Origin of the sequence: Kosakonia sp. BYX6 (assembly GCF_038449125.1) — a bacterium.
GTDB lineage: Bacteria > Pseudomonadota > Gammaproteobacteria > Enterobacterales > Enterobacteriaceae > Kosakonia > Kosakonia calanthes.
Window position 1 is genome coordinate 4,628,808 of sequence record NZ_CP151800.1, and the last position, 16,320, is coordinate 4,645,127.

Here is a 16,320-nt window from a genome sequence, read left to right on the forward strand (position 1 = left end):
AAGGGGTCTGCTCGTGACAACAATCGTAAGCGTACGCCGTAACGGCCATGTCGTTATCGCCGGTGATGGCCAGGCCACACTGGGCAACACCGTGATGAAAGGCAACGTGAAAAAAGTTCGCCGTCTGTATAACGACAAAGTCATCGCAGGCTTTGCGGGCGGCACGGCTGATGCCTTCACGCTGTTTGAATTATTTGAACGCAAACTGGAAATGCACCAGGGTCACCTGGTGAAAGCGGCTGTCGAGCTGGCAAAGGATTGGCGTACCGACCGCATGCTGCGCAAGTTGGAAGCGCTGTTGGCGGTTGCCGACGAAACCGCATCGCTGATCATCACCGGTAACGGCGATGTGATTCAGCCGGAAAATGACCTGATCGCGATCGGTTCCGGCGGGCCATACGCCCAGGCCGCTGCCCGTGCTCTGCTGGAAAACACCGAGCTTGGCGCGCGTGAAATTGCTGAAAAGGCGTTGGGGATCGCAGGTGATATCTGCATCTACACCAACCACTTCCATACCATCGAAGAATTACCCTCTAAAGCGTAAGGATCTCCCATGTCTGAAATGACCCCACGCGAAATTGTCAGCGAACTGAACAAACACATCATCGGCCAGGACGCGGCGAAGCGTTCTGTGGCGATTGCTCTGCGTAACCGCTGGCGTCGTATGCAGCTCGACGAAGAGCTGCGTCATGAAGTCACACCAAAAAATATTCTGATGATCGGCCCAACCGGCGTCGGTAAAACCGAAATCGCCCGTCGCCTGGCGAAGCTCGCCAATGCGCCGTTTATCAAAGTCGAAGCGACCAAGTTCACCGAAGTGGGCTATGTAGGGAAAGAAGTGGACTCTATCATCCGCGATCTGACCGATGCCGCCGTGAAAATGGTGCGTATTCAGTCCATCGATAAAAACCGCTACCGCGCGGAAGAAATGGCGGAAGAGCGCATTCTCGACGTGCTGATCCCCCCGGCGAAAAACAACTGGGGCCAGCCAGAACAGGCCGCTGAACCTTCTGCTGCGCGTCAATCGTTTCGCAAAAAACTGCGCGAAGGCCAGCTCGATGATAAAGAGATTGAAATCGATCTCGCCGCTGCGCCGATGGGCGTAGAAATCATGGCGCCTCCGGGCATGGAAGAGATGACCAACCAGCTGCAATCCATGTTTCAGAACCTGGGTGGCCAGAAGCAGAAGCCGCGTAAGCTGAAAATCAAAGACGCGATGAAGCTGCTGATTGAAGAAGAAGCGGCGAAACTGGTGAACCCGGAAGAGCTGAAGCAGGAAGCCATCGACGCAGTTGAGCAGCACGGCATCGTGTTTATCGACGAAATCGACAAAATCTGTAAGCGTGGCGGCAACACGTCCGGCCCGGACGTTTCCCGCGAAGGCGTACAGCGCGACCTGCTGCCGCTGGTAGAAGGCTGCACCGTATCGACCAAGCACGGCATGGTGAAAACTGACCATATCCTGTTTATCGCTTCTGGCGCATTCCAGGTTGCCAGTCCGTCGGATCTGATCCCGGAGCTGCAAGGCCGTTTACCTATTCGCGTTGAGTTGCAGGCGCTGACCGCCGAAGATTTCGAACGCATTCTGACCGAGCCAAATGCCTCTGTGACCGTACAGTACAAAGCGCTGATGGCGACCGAAGGCGTGAACATTGAGTTCACCGACGACGGCATCAAGCGCATCGCTCAGGCGGCATGGCAGGTGAACGAATCCACAGAAAACATCGGTGCGCGTCGTTTGCATACGGTGCTGGAACGTTTGATGGAAGATATCTCTTATGACGCCAGCGATCTGGGCGGCGAGACAATCACCATTGATGCAGACTATGTGAGTAAGCATCTTGATGCTTTAGTGGCGGATGAAGATCTGAGCCGTTTTATCTTATAATCCCGGTCACAACGTTTTCATCACACTCGATGGGGGCTTTTGCCCCCATTTTTGTTGGCCAAAATTATGAACGAAACGCAATCTCTGAGCCTTACCCAGGCGTGGCTGGAAAGCCTGCGACCTAAAACATTACCGCTGGCGTTCGCTGCGATTGTTGTCGGTACCGTGCTGGCGTGGTGGCAGGGTTATTTCGATCCGCTGGTCGCCATGCTTGCGCTGATCACTGCCGGTTTGCTGCAAATTCTCTCCAATCTCGCCAATGATTACGGTGACGCGGTAAAAGGCAGCGATAAGCCCGATCGCATCGGGCCGTTGCGTGGCATGCAGAAAGGAGCCATCTCGCTGGCGCAAATGAAACGCGCGCTGATGATTGTGATTGCGCTGAGCTGCATCTCCGGGTTGCTGCTGGTCACGGCGGCAACGCAAACCATGGCGGATTTTATTGGCTTCCTGGTACTTGGAGGGTTGTCGATTATCGCCGCCATCACTTATACCGTTGGCAAACGCCCTTACGGCTATCTTGGTCTTGGCGATATTTCTGTGCTGATTTTCTTCGGCTGGATAAGCGTCGTGGGAAGCTGGTATTTGCAGGCGCATATGCTCATTCCGGCGGTGATTCTACCCGCGACCGCCTGCGGTTTACTGGCGACGGCGGTGCTGAATATCAACAATTTGCGCGATATCGAAAGCGATCGTGAAAATGGTAAAAACACGCTGGTGGTGCGTTTAGGGCCAATCAACGCCCGCCGTTATCATGCTGGTTTGCTGATCGGCGCGCTACTGTGCCTGGCGCTGTTCAATCTGTTTTCGTTGCAAAGCCTTTGGGGCTGGCTGTTCGTGCTGGCGGCGCCGCTACTGATCAAGCAGGCGCGCTTTGTGCTGCGCGAACGCGACCCGCGTGCCATGCCGCCGATGCTTGAGCGGACGGTCAAAGGCGCGCTGCTGACTAATCTCTTGTTTGTATTAGGGATTATTTTGAGCCAGCAGAATTTTTAACAGGAAAAAGACGAATTAAAAATTGATGGTTTTGCCAACAGTGCGTTATGCGCGATATACTGACGATTCTCGCAGCAACTGAACGTTAATCCTATGAAATACGATACTTCTGAGCTTTGTGATATCTACCAGGAAGAGATCAACGTTGTTGAACCGCTGTTCTCCAATTTTGGTGGGCGGTCGTCTTTTGGCGGACAAATCATCACGGTGAAATGTTTCGAGGATAACGGGTTGCTCTATGATCTGCTCGAACAGAATGGTCGTGGGCGTGTCCTGCTGGTTGACGGTGGCGGTTCAATGCGCCGCGCGTTAATCGACGCAGATCTCGCACGCATTGCGGTGCAAAACGAGTGGGAAGGCATGGTGATTTACGGCGCGGTGCGCCAGGTGGATGACCTTGAAGAGCTGGATATTGGCATTCAGGCGATTGCCGCCATTCCGGTTGGCGCAGTGGGCGAAGGCATTGGCGAAAGCGACGTGCGCGTGAACTTCGGCGGCGTGACCTTCTTCTCCGGCGACCATCTTTATGCCGACAATACCGGCATTATCCTTTCCGAAGATCCCCTCGATATCGAGTAAAAAAAGGGTGCCTGATGGCACCCTTTTTTATGTGTTATCGGATGGCGCTTCGCCTATCCGACCTACCCGATGATTACGCGAAAGATAACGCGTAATCAGACTTCTTCCATGCGGCCTAACAGCGCTTGCAAACGCTCCTGCCAGCCGTGCTGCTGTTCTCTCAGCTGGCTATTTTCGCGCTCCAGCTCTTCACGGCTATGCTGTGCGGACTGAACATCCTGTGCCAGACTGTTGTTTTTCTCTTTCAGTTCTTCGATTTCCATCTGCAACAGCGTGATGGTATCAATCGCCTGCTGCACTTTTGCTTCCAATTTCTCAAACACTTCTAATGACATAGTCATACCTCTCCTGAGTTGCAAGGCGTTGATGGATAAACACTTTATTCTTAAGGTTGCAGGCATATTTGCCACCTGCAACTTAAATGCGTTTCCTCGTCCCGAATACCGGCGACGCCTTAAAAAAATGGGCGAATTTCGCTAGTGATCGATTGTATGAATCGCGCCTCCCCCTGTCCAGCGCGGAGCCTTGCTGTTTGCGCTTTGCAACACTTTTCATCCTCATCCTGGTGCAATGCCGCGCTCTACCACTAAATTGTTAATGCCAGGGTTACAAAAATGATTCAGCTCACGTTTCGAACTGGCGCAAAAACACATCTCAGCGCTCGAAAACGCTCATTTTATGACGCAGTACACACATTTTAATTTCGATATTTCTCGTTTTTGCTCGTTAACGATAAATTAACACTATGTCTACACGACATCATGGGGCGATGTTTCCCCTATGCATACAATAACCATTAAACTTTTGCAGGATCCGATTATGAGTCAGACATCAACCTTAAAAGGCCAGTGCATCGCCGAGTTTCTCGGTACCGGGTTGTTGATTTTCTTCGGTGTGGGATGTGTCGCGGCATTAAAAGTGGCGGGCGCCACCTTTGGCCAATGGGAAATCAGTATCATCTGGGGTCTGGGCGTGGCAATGTCCATCTACCTGACCGCTGGGGTTTCCGGTGCGCATCTTAACCCGGCGGTAACAATCGCATTGTGGCTTTTCGCAAGCTTTGACGGACGCAAAGTTGTTCCCTTCATCATTTCTCAATTTGCCGGTGCGTTTTGCGCGGCAGCACTTGTTTACGGGCTTTACTACAATCTTTTTCTCGATTTCGAACAAACGCACAACATGGTGCGCGGCAGTGTCGAAAGTCTTGACCTGGCTGGCATCTTTTCAACGTACCCGAACCCGCACATCAATTTTGTGCAGGCCTTCGCAGTTGAGATGGTGATTACCGCTATTCTGATGGGCGTCATTATGGCGCTCGGCGATGACGGCAACGGCATCCCGCGTGGGCCGCTGGCTCCGCTGCTGATTGGTCTGCTGATTGCGATTATCGGCGCGTCAATGGGCCCACTGACTGGCTTCGCCATGAACCCGGCGCGTGACCTCGGGCCGAAAACGTTCGCCTGGCTCGCCGGCTGGGGCAATGTCGCCTTTACCGGTGGCAAAGATATTCCCTACTTCCTCGTGCCGATGTTCGGCCCGGTGGTAGGCGCGGCGCTTGGCGCGTTCGGTTATCGTAAGCTGATTGCTCGCCATCTGCCGACGGGAACCAGTGAGGCCGCCGAAGAAAAAGGCACGGCCTCCACGACCACGACTCAACAAAAAGCTTCGCTGTAATGTGACTACGGGATTCTAACCATGACTGACAAAAAATATATCGTTGCGCTCGATCAGGGCACTACCAGCTCCCGCGCCGTTGTGATGGATCACGATGCCAACATCATCAGCGTCTCACAGCGCGAATTCGAACAAATTTATCCTAAGCCAGGCTGGGTTGAGCATGACCCGATGGAAATCTGGGCCTCGCAAAGTTCCACGCTGGTGGAAGTGCTAGCGAAAGCGGATATCAATTCCGACGAGATTGCCGCTATCGGCATCACCAACCAGCGTGAAACCGCGATTGTCTGGGAACGTGAAACCGGCAAACCGATTTACAACGCCATCGTCTGGCAGTGCCGCCGTACCGCGGAGATTTGCGAGCAGCTTAAACGCGACGGCATGGAAGAGTACGTCCGCAACACCACCGGCCTGGTGATTGACCCATACTTCTCCGGCACCAAAGTGAAATGGATCCTCGACCATGTTGAAGGCTCCCGCGAGCGCGCTAAGCGTGGCGAACTGCTATTTGGCACCGTCGATACCTGGCTTATCTGGAAAATGACCCAGGGACGCGTTCACGTAACCGACTACACCAACGCCTCGCGTACCATGCTGTTCAACATCCACGAGCTGGATTGGGACGACAAAATGCTGGACGCGCTGGATATTCCGCGCGCCATGCTGCCGGAAGTGCATAAATCCTCTGAAGTGTACGGCCAGACTAATATCGGTGGTAAAGGCGGCACGCGTATTCCTATCGCCGGGATCGCCGGTGACCAGCAAGCGGCGCTGTTTGGCCAGCTGTGCGTGAAAGAGGGGATGGCGAAAAATACCTACGGTACCGGCTGCTTTATGCTGATGAACACTGGCGAAAAAGCGGTGAAATCCGAGCATGGCCTGCTGACCACCATCGGTTGTGGCCCGAGGGGCGAAGTGAATTACGCCCTGGAAGGCGCGGTGTTTATGGCCGGTGCGTCCATTCAGTGGCTGCGTGACGAGATGAAACTGATTAGCGATGCGTTCGACTCCGAATACTTTGCCACCAAAGTGAAAGACACCAATGGTGTATACGTGGTACCGGCCTTTACCGGCCTCGGCGCGCCCTATTGGGATCCGTATGCGCGTGGTGCCATTTTCGGTCTGACGCGCGGTGTGAACGCCAACCACATTATTCGCGCCACGCTGGAATCTATCGCTTACCAGACCCGCGATGTGCTGGAAGCGATGCAGGCTGATTCCGGCATCCGCTTACACGCCCTGCGCGTGGACGGCGGTGCGGTAGCGAACAACTTCCTGATGCAGTTCCAGTCCGATATTCTCGGCACCCGCGTGGAACGCCCGGAAGTGCGTGAAGTCACCGCGCTCGGCGCGGCGTACCTTGCCGGTCTGGCGGTCGGTTTCTGGCAGAATCTGGATGAACTGCAAGAAAAAGCGGTCATCGAGCGTGAATTCCGCCCAGGCATCGAAACAACCGAACGTAACTACCGTTACAGCGGCTGGAAAAAAGCGGTGAAACGCGCGCTGGCGTGGGAAGAGCACGACGAGTAATTTGCCCCAACGATGCCCTCTCTTCAGTGGGGAGAGGGCATCTGCCCAATCAACCCTCACCTTCTCGCTGTGATAAACTTCGCCCAATTTCTTTCACTATAGAGTTTGTTATGAGACGAGAACTTGCCATCGAATTCTCCCGTGTTACCGAGGCTGCGGCGCTGGCTGGCTACAAATGGCTGGGGCGCGGCGACAAAAACACGGCGGACGGCGCAGCGGTACACGCTATGCGCATCATGCTCAATCAGGTCAACATTGACGGCACGATCGTCATTGGCGAAGGCGAAATTGACGAAGCGCCAATGCTGTTTATTGGCGAAAAAGTCGGTACCGGCAAAGGCGACGCGGTCGATATCGCGGTCGATCCGATTGAAGGCACGCGCATGACGGCAATGGGCCAGGCGAACGCGCTGGCGGTGTTAGCGGTTGGCGATAAAGGCTGCTTCCTGAACGCGCCAGATATGTACATGGAAAAACTGATTGTCGGCCCCGGCGCGAAAGGCGCAATCGATTTGAATCTGCCGCTGGCCGATAACCTGCGTAACGTCGCAACCGCGTTGAACAAACCGCTCAGCGAGTTGACGGTCACGATTCTTGCTAAACCGCGCCACGACGCGATTATCGCCGAGATGCAACGGCTTGGCGTGCGCGTCTTTGCCATTCCCGACGGTGATGTCGCTGCGTCTATTCTTACCTGTATGCCGGATAGCGAAGTCGATGTGCTGTACGGTATTGGCGGCGCGCCAGAAGGTGTGGTGTCGGCGGCGGTGATCCGCGCGCTCGATGGCGATATGCAAGGCCGCCTGTTGGCGCGCCATCAGGTGAAAGGTGACAGCGAAGAGAACCGTCGCATCGGCGAGCATGAATTAAAACGCTGTCGCGGTATGGGGATTGAAGCGGGCAACGTACTGCAACTGGACGATATGGCGCGCAGCGACAATGTGATTTTCTCGGCAACGGGCATCACCAAAGGTGATCTGCTGGATGGCATCACCCGTAAAGGCAATATCGCTACCACCGAAACGCTGCTGATCCGTGGCAAATCGCGCACAATTCGCCGCATTCAATCTATTCACTACCTGGATCGGAAAGACCCGGACGTACAACGACACATACTGTAGGTCTATTTGTTCAATTGAGCTTTCCGGCCCCCACGGGCTGGAAATCTCAGGCAACAGGCACCAGGATAAGGCAACGCGACAGGACAGGAGAAAACCATGGCGGATTGGGTAACAGGAAAAGTCACAAAGGTAGAGTTCTGGACCGATGCGCTATTCAGCCTCACCGTTCATGCCCCTATTCACCCCTTCACTGCCGGACAATTCGCCAAGCTTGGGCTGGAGATTGACGGTGAGCGCGTACAGCGCGCTTACTCTTATGTGAATGCGCCGAGCAACCCCGATTTAGAGTTCTATCTCGTTACCGTACCGGAAGGGAAACTGAGCCCGCGCCTGGCCGCATTGCAACCGGGAGATGACATCTTAATCGTCAGCGAAGCCGCCGGCTTTTTTGTCCTTGAAGAAGTGCCGGATTGCGACACACTGTGGATGCTGGCGACGGGTACTGCCATCGGGCCTTATCTGTCGATTCTGCAAGAAGGCAAGGATCTGGATCGCTTCAAAAACCTCGTGCTGCTACACGCGGTGCGCTACGCGGCGGATTTGAGTTATTTACCGCTGATGCTGGAGCTGCAAAAGCGCTACGAAGGCAAATTGCGGATTCAAACGGTTGTCAGCCGGGAGACAATTTCAGGTTCGCTGACCGGGCGCGTACCGGCCCTGATTGAAAGTGGCGCGCTGGAAGACGCGGTCGGGCTGCCGATGAACGCCAACACCAGCCATGTGATGCTGTGCGGCAACCCGCAGATGGTGCGTGATACCACACAACTGCTGAAAGATACCCGGCAGATGACCAAACACCTTCGTCGCCGTCCGGGGCATATCACCGCTGAACATTACTGGTGATCAGCGGTACTTCACGTCCAACGTCTCTTTACCGTATTTATTTTCCCCCTGGGTGCCGACAAACGCGCCCAGGTCAATCAACATCATCACGATGATCACGACCGGAATCAGGCGTCCCACCGCCCATTCCAGCGGGCCGCTTAACATTTCCCAGTGACCGGAAAGCAGCATCCACGCCAACACCATCAAAAATCCCCATGCGCCGTGGCGACCGCGATCGTGCAAGCGTTTCACCATCACACAGGCTGTTGGCCAAACCAGGCAGACGAGGATAAAGGCCGCCATCTGGAAATCGAGCATGCCGCCATTCGCCAGTGTGAACAGCGCCGTCATACTCAGCACCCACAGGATAATCCACACCCAAAAATCGCGGCGTCCAATGCGCCCTTTAAAAGAGAACAACCACTGCTGCATGCCCATGTAAGGTTCCTTATTATCGTAGTGCCGGGTAGTTTACCCTGGCGACGGGAGTTTTTGACAAGCCAGCCCGATATCGTTTTAATCGTGAGCACACTTACAGAGGACGATGTGAATGAAAACACGGCGTTATCCGTTTTGGCTGCTTTTATCCGCGCTGGTGTTCAGCTCGCAACTCCAGGCGGAAGAAGTTCCTCCCGTCGTCACCGCGCCCTATCTGTTGCCAGGCGCACCGACTTTTGACCAATCTATCAGCCAGTTTCGGGAAAAATTTAATGTTGATAACCCGACGCTGATGCTCAGCGAATTCCGTGCGGTGGATGGGCGAAACGAACCGGCGAACCTGACGCGAGCGGCAACCAAGATCAATGAGTATCTGTATGCGTCGACGGCGCTGGAGCGCGGTACGCTGAAAATAAAATCGATGCAGATAACCTGGCTGCCGGTGCAGGGGCCGGAGCAAAAAGCGGCGAAAGCGAAAGCGCAGGAGTACATGACCGCGTTTATCCGCGCGTTTTCGCCGGCGATGACCGTCGTGCAAAGTACGCAAAAACTGCAAAAGTTGCTGACCAATGGCAAAAACAAACCGTATTACGCGGAAACAGAAGGTGCGATTCGCTATGTTGTTGCAGATAACGGGGAAAAGGGGCTGACCTTCGCTGTTGAACCGATTAAGCTGACGCTATCTGAACCTCTGGATGAGAACAATAAATGACAAAAAGCAAAGCCTTTCAGGGGATGAATCTCTATACTGTTTCACAGACCATGCTGCCCTGAAGGGCGGCCATCTTCCTTAATTCGCCAAGCGCGTGGAGAGTAAAAATGCGACATCCTTTAGTGATGGGTAACTGGAAACTGAACGGCAGCCGCCACATGGTAAACGAACTGGTTGCGAACCTGCGTACCGAGCTGGCTGGTGTAACGGGTTGTGCAGTTTCAATTGCCCCGCCGGACCTGTACCTGGATCTGGCGAAACATGCTGCTGACGGCAGCCACATCATCCTGGGCGCACAGAACGTTGACGTAAATCTGTCTGGCGCATTCACCGGCGAAACCTCTGCCGAAATGCTGAAAGATATCGGCGCGAAATACATCATCATCGGTCACTCTGAGCGTCGTACTTATCACGCTGAATCCGATGAATTTATCGCAAAAAAATTCGCGGTACTGAAAGCGCAAGGCCTGACGCCGGTTCTGTGCATCGGTGAAACCGAAGCAGAAAACGAAGCGGGCAAAACCGAAGAAGTGTGCGCACGCCAGATCGACGCGGTGCTGAAAACTCAGGGTGCGAGCGCGTTCGAAGGCGCAGTGATTGCTTACGAACCGGTTTGGGCTATCGGTACCGGCAAATCTGCTACCCCGGCACAAGCTCAGGCAGTGCACAAATTTATCCGTGACCATATTGCTAAAGCCGACGCGAAAGTGGCTGAGCAAGTGATCATCCAGTACGGCGGTTCTGTAAATGCGGGCAACGCGGCAGAACTGTTCACTCAGCCGGATATCGACGGCGCGCTGGTTGGCGGTGCTTCCCTGAAAGCCGACGCTTTTGCCGTGATCGTGAAAGCAGCCGAAGCAGCAAAACAGGCGTAATGATGTTTTTTACCCTCTTCCTGACGGGAGAGGGTATTGTTTTAAAGTTTCCCCAACATGCTAAACCACGCGTAATCCAGCGGTAACAGCACCAAATACGTCACCACCGCCAGCGCCAGACAGAGCAGCATGCCCGCTCTTGCAGGCACTTTTCCGAGCGCCATCGCCACCACAATGGGCGACGCCTGATACGGCAACAACGGCGTCGAATACCCCAACACCTGAATCATGATCACCGACAGCAGCGGGAAACCGGTCGCATCGGAAAAACTCTGCGCCAGCGTTGTAAACAGCGCAGGAACGCCGTTGGCGGTCATAATAAAATTGAGCGCGGTGGTAATACCGGTCAGCGCGAGGAAACTGGTAAACGGACGCGCAGGATCGAGCGGCATCACCTGTAACAGCGCTTCGCCGACCGCACGGCCAATCCCGGTTTGGGTCACAGTGATCGCCAGCCCCAGAATGCCCGCGACATAAATACAGGTGCGGATATTCACCCCGCTGGAAAACTCGTCGCCATTGATAAAACCCACGCGCGGGAGCAATGTCACACAAGCGGCCGCAAGCCCTGTCCACGCCGGGCCGATGCCGTGCCAACTCTCGGTGACCCACATCGTCAGCACCACTGCCAGCAGCCACGCCAGGCGCTTTTCGTTCCGGCTCATCGGCTCTGCCGGAGTCTGCTCGCGAGGCGCCTGCGGCTGGCCCGGAAAGAGCCAGCAAATCAGGCCAATCAGGATAATGCCTTTCAGAATACCCAGCACCGGCGTATGCAACAGCAGATAGGGCACATAGTTGAGATGAATACCGTACGAGCCTTCCGCCGCGCCGCTCATCACCAGGTTTGGTACGTTGGCGGGCAAAATGGTGGCCGATAGCTGGAAAGTGCCGAACCCAACCGCCAGCGCCAATCCATACCACGATCGCGTGCCTTCATTGATCCCGGCACGCATCGCCATCGCTGCGACAATGGGCATCAACAGCGCGATACGCCCCATATTCGATGGCATGACAAATGCCAGCGCATAACTTAGCAACACGACGCTGGCGACCATTTGCAGCCATGAATCCGTCATTCGCGCCGACAGCGCCCTCGCCGCTCTGTCCGCCAGGCCGGTTTTGCGAATCGCAACGCCGAGCACAAAACCGCTAAAGACAAGCCAGAAAGCGGAAGAGGCGAAACCGCCAAAAATCACTTCCGGCGGCGCGATTTTCGCCACCATCGCCGCCGTAAAGAACAGCAGCGCGGTGATGAACTCCGGCAGCAACGAGGTGGCCCACAACACAATCGTGATGCCGACAATAACCGAGGGAAGAAACAGAGGGTGTGAAAGCCAGAGCGACATGCCTGTCTCCTGTAGATTTTTTCAGCAAGTCTACGGCGACAGGCATGTTGAGTAAACGCGAATTATGGTGGGCTTATTTCAGGATATCGCATTGATGATCCTGTAATTCCTCCGCCGATGCGCGATTAAGCGCAAGCAGGTTACGTTCGGTTGCCAGCAAGACAAAAGAGCCATCTGCCTGCTGCGCCACCGCCAGCGCGAAACGCCCCATATGATCTTTTGCTTCTGGCACTTCTTCGGCCAACATTAAGAATGGGCTGCGTTGCGCCAGCTCCGTTTCGGTCACGCGACGCGCTAAATATTGATGACCGCGCAGGCCGCCGGGGAATTCGAGCCACTGGCTGCTGATGCGCCCGGCGTTTTCATTTAATTTTTCGCGCACATCGGTACGCAGACAAGAAATGTGAATATGGAAGTGATTTTGCGAACGCCCAAGACGGGAGTTGATCGTTAAAGCAATGGCGTTATCCGGGACCTGGCTGCCGCGCAGTTTGCTCATCACGTCGCGGGATTGCCACGATTGCCAGAAGAAATTGGGTGTCGTGGGCTGGAGTAATAGCGGGCTTTCGGTGCCGTTAATGCGGTACGTTGGCATCAGTAAAAACTGCAACGGGCCGTTGCGGTCTTTCATCAGCACATAGCCATTGTTGAGGTTCACCTGCGCGCAGGGTTCAGGAGAGTTATGCTCGCGCGCGTTCGGCAAGCATTGTTCGGTAACGATTTGGCGCAGCGCATCCGGGTTGACGCTGTATTTTATCCAAATCCATGCTCCTGCTGCTGCCAGTAAAATCACCACCAACAGAGCGATTACAATACGACGAACTGTTTTCATATTTCCGCTTCCTATGCTGAAAGAAACGGCATGATAGCGCAAAAGCTGAGCGAAGTTAGAGATCGTTTTGTTAAATTGCAACGGTGCTTATCCGGCCTACAACACCCGCAGGCCCGGTAAGCATAACGCCACCGGGCACTTAACGAGGTTAGCGTTTACTGATTTGATCGAAGGTGCCGCCGTTAGAGAAGTGCTCTTTCTGCGCTTTGGTCCAGCCGCCGAACTCTTCGTCAATGGTAAAGAGTTTCAGTTTCGGGAACGCATTGGCATATTTCGCGGCGACCTGCGGGTCACGCGGGCGGTAGAAGTTCTTCGCCGCGATCTCCTGGCCTTCCGGCGAGTAGAGATACTTCAGGTAGGCTTCCGCCACTTTCCCGGTGCCTTTTTTCTCGGCCACTTTGTCGACCACCGAAACGGTAGGCTCGGCAAGGATGGATTCGCTCGGCGTGACAATTTCAAATTTGTCTTTGCCCAGCTCGTTGGTCGCCAGCAGCGCTTCGTTTTCCCACGCAATCAGCACATCGCCGATACCGCGTTCAACGAAGGTATTGGTCGCGCCGCGTGCGCCGGAATCCAGCACTTCAACGTTTTTGTACAGCGCTTTTACGAAATCCTGTGCTTTGGCCTGATCGCCATTGTTGTGGTGCAGCGCGTAGCCCCAGGCAGCCAAATAGTTCCAGCGCGCGCCGCCGGAACTTTTCGGGTTCGGCGTAATAATGGAAACGCCCGGTTTAACCAGATCGTTCCAGTCATGAATTTGTTTCGGGTTGTCTTTTCGCACCAGGAAAACGATGGTCGAGGTGTACGGCGCGGAGTTATCCGGCAGGCGTTTGATCCAGTTTTTATCGATACGACCGCGCTCCGCAATCGCGTCAACATCATAGGCCAGCGCCAGAGTGACCACATCCGCATCAATGCCGTTGATAACTGATGTCGCCTGTTTGCCAGAGCCGCCGTGAGACTGACGAACCACCACGTTGTCACCGGTTTCTTGTTTCCAGTGCGCGCTGAACGCTTTGTTGTATTGCTCATACAACTCACGCGTTGGATCGTAAGACACGTTTAATAATTGGATGTCCTTAGCCAGAACGCTGGTGGATGCCAGCAGTAAAGTTAATCCCACGCTCCATTTATTCATCGCCCACTCTCTCGGTTGTGTATTTTGATGACACCAGCCTGCCAGAAAGGCATCCAATGATTAAAGAATAAAAAAAGATTTGCTATAACTTTGTGGAATATCTTACGACAGGAAAACGCCCTCGTTTGCGGAGGGCGTTTTGATAATCAGTAGAGCTTTTTCGCGCAGTCCAGCCAGTCACCTTTGAACGGACGCTTCATGTTTTCAATGGCGTCGATGATGTCGTGATGCACCATTTTTTCGTTCTGGATACCGACGCAACGACCGCCGTAGCCTTGCAGCAGCAGTTCAATCGCGTAAGAACCCATGCGGGAAGCCAGGATACGGTCATAAGGCACCGGAGAACCGCCGCGCTGAATGTGACCGAGAACGGTAGCGCGCGTTTCACGCTGCGTTTCGCTTTCGATGTACTTCGCCAGCTCGTCGATATCACAGATATGCTCGGTGATTGCCACGATCGCGTGCTTTTTGCCTTTGGCGATACCGGCTTTGATCTCTGCAACCAGATCTTCGCGGTTAAACTCCACTTCCGGCAGAACGATAAACTCGCAACCGCCGGCAATGGCCGCTGCCAGTGTCAGGTCGCCGCAGTAACGGCCCATCACTTCCACGATGGAAATACGTTGGTGGGAAGAAGAGGTGTCACGCAGGCGGTCAATCGCTTCAACCACGGTTTGCAGCGCGGTGAAGTAACCGATGGTGTAGTCGGTACCTGCAACGTCGTTATCGATGGTGCCTGGCAGACCGATGCAGGGGAAACCCATTTCGGTCAGGCGCTTCGCCCCCATGTAGGAACCGTCGCCGCCGATAACGACCAGCGCGTCGATGCCGCGTTTTTTCATGTTTTCAATAGCTACTGCGCGGATATGTTCTTCGCGGAATTCCGGGAAGCGGGCAGAGCCGAGGAAGGTTCCGCCGCGGTTGATCATGTCTGATACGCTGTAGCGGTCGAGTTGGATCATGCGGTCTTCGTACAGGCCGAGGTAACCATCATAGATACCTGCAACTTCCAGACCTTCTGTTAACGCTGCACGAACAACGCCGCGGATCGCGGCGTTCATGCCTGGCGCATCACCGCCACTTGTCAACACACCGATTTTTTTAATCATGACTACCTCTGAACTTAGGAATGCAAAATAAAATTCTGTGGCCCGAAGCAACTCCCACTGGGAGCGAACAACTATGCTGCAAATAGTATATCAATCCATAGTTGCTGAATTGATTCAGGTCAGACCAAATGGCGGTAATTTGTCCACAAAATGTTGGTCTGGCTCACTGTTTTACAAAGAAATACGAAAGCCTCTGCGGGCTTATCGTCCTTGAGGTACGACAGAACAGGGGTCCTGATGAATAATCACATCGGAGCCTGGAAAACGTTGCAGAATCGCCTGCTCAACTTGTTCGGCGACAAGGTGCGCCTGAACTAACGGCAGGTTATCTTCCATTTCTAAATGTATTTGAATAAAGCGGGTCGGCCCTGACTGCCGCGTACGAAGATCGTGAGCGCCGTTGACGCCCGGCCAGGAAGTGACGATATCGACAATATCCTGACGCTCTTCATCGGGTAACGCGCGATCTAATAATGCCTGCACCGCGTCATATCCCATGCGTAACGCGCTATACAAAATATAGCCGCCGATACCCAGCGCAAACAGCGCATCCGCCCGGTGCCAGCCATACCATGACAGGCCAAGCGCGATGAGAATTGCGCCGTTCATCATAACATCAGACTGATAATGAAGCATATCCGCCCGCACTGCCTGACTGTGGGTTTTACGCACAACCCAGCGCTGAAAAGTGACCAATATCACAGTACTGAACAGCGCAATCAGCGTAACCGCCACGCCGATACCCGCCGCGCGAAGCGGTTCAGGATTCGCCAAATGCTGAATGCCGGTTAAGAACAGGAACAATGCGGAACCGGAAATAAACATACTTTGCGCCAGCGCCGCCAGCGACTCGGCTTTGCCGTGGCCGAAGGTGTGTTCTTCATCCGCCGGTTGCAGCGAATAACGCACGACCAATAAATTGGTGAGCGATGCGGCAATATCGACCAGAGAATCAACCAGCGCCGCCAGGATACTGACCGAACCGGTAAACCACCACGCGAAGATTTTGATCAACAATAATGACGAGGCCATGACCGTCGCCGCAATCGCCGCCCGGGTTACCAGCCGCCCATAGGATTTATTCATAAGCGCTCATTTTAGCTAATCTGTATGTTCGGATTACTGTTTAGCAAAGTAGCATAAATGCTCATCAATGATCTAAAACCCTCTCCGAACTTCATACGAGCCGGTATAATGACTAGAATGCCCATAAAAACAGTTATCCGGCTCTTGTAGGAATAAAATTTAGCGCTGGAA

Annotated in this window: 17 protein-coding genes; 10 read left to right on the forward strand and 7 right to left on the reverse strand. The window is 54.2% G+C overall.

Annotated elements, in window-relative coordinates; all coding sequences use genetic code 11:
* Nucleotides 1–13: 13 nt before the first annotated feature.
* From hslV to rraA, 4 genes are all read left to right on the forward strand, one after another.
* On the forward strand, nt 14–544 hold the full coding sequence (gene hslV, locus AAEY27_RS21635; RefSeq protein ID WP_039055225.1) for an ATP-dependent protease subunit HslV: 531 nt from the start codon (nt 14–16) through the stop codon (nt 542–544).
* Nucleotides 545–553: 9 nt separating this feature from the next.
* Complete coding sequence (gene hslU, locus AAEY27_RS21640; protein ID WP_342322804.1) at nt 554–1,888, forward strand: HslU--HslV peptidase ATPase subunit; 1,335 nt, start codon at nt 554–556, stop codon at nt 1,886–1,888.
* Nucleotides 1,889–1,954: 66 nt separating this feature from the next.
* Nucleotides 1,955–2,884, forward strand: a complete 930-nt coding sequence (menA, locus tag AAEY27_RS21645; protein ID WP_342322805.1) for a 1,4-dihydroxy-2-naphthoate polyprenyltransferase — start codon at nt 1,955–1,957, stop codon at nt 2,882–2,884.
* A gap of 93 nt (nt 2,885–2,977) precedes the next feature.
* Nucleotides 2,978–3,463 carry a ribonuclease E activity regulator RraA gene (rraA, locus tag AAEY27_RS21650; protein ID WP_342322806.1) on the forward strand — a complete coding sequence of 162 codons (486 nt, stop codon included), beginning with the start codon at nt 2,978–2,980 and terminating at the stop codon, nt 3,461–3,463.
* Between the two features lie 95 nt (nt 3,464–3,558).
* On the opposite strand, the gene zapB is transcribed toward rraA, so the two are convergent.
* A complete protein-coding gene (gene zapB / locus AAEY27_RS21655) occupies nt 3,559–3,804 on the reverse strand; it encodes a septal ring assembly protein ZapB (RefSeq protein WP_342322807.1) in 246 nt (81 codons plus the stop codon).
* A gap of 478 nt (nt 3,805–4,282) precedes the next feature.
* Here zapB and AAEY27_RS21660 point away from each other — a divergent pair, with 478 nt between their 5' ends.
* From AAEY27_RS21660 to fpr, 4 genes are all read left to right on the forward strand, one after another.
* Nucleotides 4,283–5,137: an MIP/aquaporin family protein gene (locus AAEY27_RS21660; RefSeq protein WP_342322808.1), complete on the forward strand. Its 855-nt coding sequence runs from the start codon at nt 4,283–4,285 to the stop codon at nt 5,135–5,137.
* 21 nt (nt 5,138–5,158) lie between these two features.
* A complete protein-coding gene (gene glpK, locus AAEY27_RS21665; RefSeq protein WP_342322809.1) occupies nt 5,159–6,667 on the forward strand; it encodes a glycerol kinase GlpK in 1,509 nt (502 codons plus the stop codon).
* Between the two features lie 110 nt (nt 6,668–6,777).
* The gene (gene glpX / locus AAEY27_RS21670; protein WP_342322810.1) at nt 6,778–7,788 is read left to right on the forward strand and encodes a class II fructose-bisphosphatase; all 1,011 of its coding nucleotides are present in this window, start codon (nt 6,778–6,780) and stop codon (nt 7,786–7,788) included.
* Nucleotides 7,789–7,884: 96 nt separating this feature from the next.
* Complete coding sequence (fpr, locus tag AAEY27_RS21675; RefSeq protein ID WP_342322811.1) at nt 7,885–8,631, forward strand: ferredoxin--NADP(+) reductase; 747 nt, start codon at nt 7,885–7,887, stop codon at nt 8,629–8,631.
* Here fpr and AAEY27_RS21680 read toward each other — a convergent pair whose 3' ends face one another.
* The gene (locus AAEY27_RS21680) at nt 8,632–9,051 is read right to left on the reverse strand and encodes a DUF805 domain-containing protein (protein WP_342322812.1); all 420 of its coding nucleotides are present in this window, start codon (nt 9,049–9,051) and stop codon (nt 8,632–8,634) included.
* Between the two features lie 112 nt (nt 9,052–9,163).
* Here AAEY27_RS21680 and AAEY27_RS21685 point away from each other — a divergent pair, with 112 nt between their 5' ends.
* Both AAEY27_RS21685 and tpiA read left to right on the forward strand, forming a co-directional pair.
* Nucleotides 9,164–9,763 (forward strand): DUF1454 family protein, encoded by a 600-nt coding sequence (locus AAEY27_RS21685; protein WP_342322813.1) that lies wholly within the window; start codon nt 9,164–9,166, stop codon nt 9,761–9,763.
* Between the two features lie 107 nt (nt 9,764–9,870).
* Nucleotides 9,871–10,638 (forward strand): triose-phosphate isomerase, encoded by a 768-nt coding sequence (gene tpiA, locus AAEY27_RS21690; protein ID WP_342322814.1) that lies wholly within the window; start codon nt 9,871–9,873, stop codon nt 10,636–10,638.
* A gap of 41 nt (nt 10,639–10,679) precedes the next feature.
* Here tpiA and AAEY27_RS21695 read toward each other — a convergent pair whose 3' ends face one another.
* The 5 genes from AAEY27_RS21695 to fieF form a co-directional block, all read right to left on the reverse strand.
* Nucleotides 10,680–11,984: an SLC13 family permease gene (locus AAEY27_RS21695; RefSeq protein ID WP_342322815.1), complete on the reverse strand. Its 1,305-nt coding sequence runs from the start codon at nt 11,982–11,984 to the stop codon at nt 10,680–10,682.
* A gap of 73 nt (nt 11,985–12,057) precedes the next feature.
* Nucleotides 12,058–12,816 (reverse strand): CDP-diacylglycerol diphosphatase, encoded by a 759-nt coding sequence (locus AAEY27_RS21700; protein WP_342322816.1) that lies wholly within the window; start codon nt 12,814–12,816, stop codon nt 12,058–12,060.
* A 148-nt stretch (nt 12,817–12,964) separates the two neighbouring features.
* Nucleotides 12,965–13,954, reverse strand: coding sequence for a sulfate ABC transporter substrate-binding protein (locus tag AAEY27_RS21705; protein WP_342322817.1), 990 nt, complete (start codon nt 13,952–13,954; stop codon nt 12,965–12,967).
* A 146-nt stretch (nt 13,955–14,100) separates the two neighbouring features.
* A complete protein-coding gene (gene pfkA, locus AAEY27_RS21710; RefSeq protein ID WP_017459651.1) occupies nt 14,101–15,063 on the reverse strand; it encodes a 6-phosphofructokinase in 963 nt (320 codons plus the stop codon).
* Between the two features lie 201 nt (nt 15,064–15,264).
* Complete coding sequence (gene fieF, locus AAEY27_RS21715) at nt 15,265–16,149, reverse strand: CDF family cation-efflux transporter FieF (protein ID WP_342322818.1); 885 nt, start codon at nt 16,147–16,149, stop codon at nt 15,265–15,267.
* Nucleotides 16,150–16,320: the final 171 nt, after the last annotated feature.